This is a genomic window from Dehalococcoidales bacterium (assembly GCA_028716225.1).
GTDB lineage: Bacteria > Chloroflexota > Dehalococcoidia > Dehalococcoidales > UBA5760 > UBA5760.
In genome coordinates this window covers 1-2988 of sequence record JAQUQE010000125.1, presented here as the reverse complement: position 1 = coordinate 2988, position 2988 = coordinate 1, and the positions used below count along the sequence as shown (strand labels likewise).

Here is a 2988-nt window from a genome sequence, read left to right as displayed (position 1 = left end):
GCTTGATGAAGAATCGCCGCATGTTGGGGTCGGTGAGCAAAATCTCCCCGCTCGCTCTCTGCTCCTTCCATCGGTCTATTACACTCCCCGACGACCCCAGGTAGTTCCCGAAGCGGCAGGACATGAATGCCTTTCCCGATTGCTCATGCGCCCATGCTGCCAGGTACTCGCCTACACGCTTGCTCTCCCCATAGATGTTGATAGGAAAGCATGCCTTGTCCGTGGAGATGAAGATGAACTTCCTCACACTATCCCGGCGCATGGCGTCCAGGATTAGGTCCTTGGTCCCTAGGATGTTCGTTTCGATGCACTCCACCGGGCTGTCGTTGGTGAATCGCACATGCTTTAGGGCGGCGGTGTGGATGACGAACTCCATGCGCCTCATGCACCGCACAACGGCATTGTGGTCGTTTATGTCCCCGAGGACCATTTCCAGCAGGCGGGAGCTATCGGGATTGGTCACTCGCTCCTCGAACTTCCACAACGCCTGTTCGGAGTTGTCCATGACACGGACCATGTAACCTTTATCGAGCAGTTGCTTGGCAAGTTCGGTCCCTAGCGTTCCCGCTCCTGTTATCAATACCCTAGATACCATGATTCATCATTCCTCTGTTCTGATGGTCCCATGTTGGGATTGCGTCGTTGAACTCCTTGAGCGACATGGCCTTCACTGATTCCGAGTAGTTTATCCCGCCTTCGGTGCAATTGACGGTCGTTGTGCCATACCAATCCTGCATGGCCCGGACCCGTTCCTGGAACGCCTCGGCCATATCGAACCATCCCAGGTCCAGGAATCGAACGTCCCCGTTTATGTCCGTCATTTCCAGGACATTATATTTACGGTCATCATAAATAGGCCAGTCACGGTCCCCATCGTCCTCCCTGCCTATGATATATTTACTTAATATTTCCTCCCTGGTTAGAAATGAAAAGTCCAGACCGATGTACGCTATCGGGTCCGCTCCCCAATGACCGCACATCGTGTAGGCGAAGGTGCCGACATTAGACCCGATGGACACGGGCATCAGGCCCGTTTCGTGCGCTACACGATGGTGAAGGCCCGTGGAGGTGACGGCATTGATGAACCGGATGCTTCCCCTCCAATCAGAATAGGTGTCGGGATGCACCCCGCACGGCACCACAAGCTCTGCGAGGCTGTCATTGAACGGCTCAATCCAATTCACAACATCCGTTGGCTCGGAATTGAGGGCGAATATCAGGTCGGGCGTGATTCCTAGCTTGTCCAGCCTGGGGCATACCTTATCGCACACCGCTATGTTATACAGCCACGGCGATATGTCGTTGATGTTCTTCTCCAAGGATGGCCCCGCCCCGATGACCAACATGGGGTCCCCATTTACCGCAGGTCCGTCCTGCAAGCTCTTCTTTATCTCGGGTTTGTTGCGGACATAGTTCTGCTCCCATATCTCCCCCAGGATTTCTGCCACTTGCAGGGAGCGTTGTTCTCTAAGGAGCATGCCACTCCCTCCAAAGGGCGAACGGCACATGCTCTACGAGGTTCGGTTCATATAGTATTCCGCCCTCGGAGCAGTTCACCACCCGGAACTCGTTCGCCCACTCGAAGCAGAAGTCCATGAACTCCCTACGGGCATCGAGCCAATCCAGGACCGTATAGGTATAGGTCCCGGTCACATCCATCATCTTGACCGAATGATTATCGTGTGTGGCCTCCAACGCTTCTTTCTCGGTCCTATACGAGTAGTTCATCCCCAACAGGACCGCCAACTTTGCGTTGAGCGTATAAGCGGTTATGAGGGAGAAGTACCCGGAATTGCAGCCCCTTATGGTCGGAATCAGCCCCGTTTCCCGCTGCACCAGTTCGTACAGTTCTTGACAGGTGTTCTGCGGGTTCACGAAGGCTATCGGTCCCTTCCAGGTCTTGAAGGTATCCGGGTGGGCGGTGACGGGAGCAACCAACCAAATCCCCTCGCTGTCCACATCGAGCCACTTGGAGATTTCCGTGGCCGCCGTGTTCAGAGCGCACACGGCGAATGGCTTGGTGTATTCCATCACCCTCTTCAACGCCTTGTCCGTGGATATGACGGGAACCTTACATCCCTTGAGCAGATGGATGTTCTTCTCCAACGACCATCCCGCCCCTACTACAATCGCACTTTCCAGGAGAGGCATGTTGATTAGTCCGCCATGCTTCTCGATGAACGGCTTGTTGGCGTAGTAGTTCTCGAACCATTGGTTCCTAAGCCGGATGTCCACTATGTCGTCCAACTCCTTGCGTAGCTTCCTGCTGTATGGATTAAATCTCGCTTGTCCATTTAACATATTCTTCCACCTTTTTCTGTTGGAAAACATTGATGTGCCGCATCAGCGGCGATTCAGATAGGTTCACCGCCTTCCTCGGGCCCTTCGGGTCGTTGCCATGCCATATAAGGGCGGTGTTGGCGAGGCATTGCGAATAGGCCAGGAAGTAGAATGGTATCGCCACCACCTTGTTGATATCCGGGAAGTACAGATACTCCCGGTCCTTGGCCTGTTCCTGCGTCCATTCCGGGTTCAATTCCTCGCACAGGTCGTACCCGAGCAGACCGATGACCTCATAGCCCCGGTCCCTGGCGAACATGAAGGCCATCGTGCCTACGTTTCCGCCGTGCGAAAGCTCGGGGCAGGTGTTCATCCACTTCCAGACGGTCGTTACATCCATGTCCCCATCGAGCCCCACGGTCGGATTGAACATGTAGAATTGATTGGGGTGCCCCTTCGAACATTCGTTGATTATCTCCACGGTGGCCGGAAATGCTGTGGTCGATACGAGGAACTTCGTTGGGACCCACGGTCGATTCTTTAAGAAACGGAACTGCTCCTCGGAAACGGCGTTACTGTCAAGTAATAGGCACCAATCCGGCACCACGTTCAGGTTGATAAATCGCTTGAATACCTTATTGCACACGATGATGTCCCCAGGGTAGTTCTTGAGAGATAGTATGTCCTCATCGGTCAAGGACGGACCTG

Annotated in this window: 4 protein-coding genes; all 4 read right to left on the bottom strand. The window is 54.1% G+C overall.

Going from position 1 to position 2988, the window contains the following annotated elements; all coding sequences use genetic code 11:
• The coding region (locus PHI12_14585; protein MDD5512012.1) for a polysaccharide biosynthesis protein at window positions 1-595 on the bottom strand (595 nt) is incomplete at its 3' end.
• Entirely contained in the window at window positions 585-1478 is an 894-nt protein-coding gene (locus PHI12_14580) for a DUF115 domain-containing protein (GenBank protein MDD5512011.1), read from the bottom strand. The genes PHI12_14580 and PHI12_14585, both read right to left, overlap by 11 nt.
• Window positions 1468-2301, bottom strand: coding sequence for a DUF115 domain-containing protein (locus PHI12_14575; protein MDD5512010.1), 834 nt, complete (start codon window positions 2299-2301; stop codon window positions 1468-1470). Before PHI12_14575 ends, PHI12_14580 begins: the two co-directional genes overlap by 11 nt.
• On the bottom strand, window positions 2276-2988 hold a 713-nt coding region (locus PHI12_14570), incomplete at its 5' end, for a DUF115 domain-containing protein (protein MDD5512009.1). The genes PHI12_14575 and PHI12_14570, both read right to left, overlap by 26 nt.

What these genes read in the sequence shown, in the direction of transcription:
- PHI12_14580 (MDD5512011.1), bottom strand. Translation starts at nt 1,478, where the DNA reads ATGCTCCTTAGAGAACAACGCTCCCTGCAAGTGGCAGAAATCCTGGGG.
- PHI12_14575 (MDD5512010.1), bottom strand. Translation starts at nt 2,301, where the DNA reads ATGTTAAATGGACAAGCGAGATTTAATCCATACAGCAGGAAGCTACGC.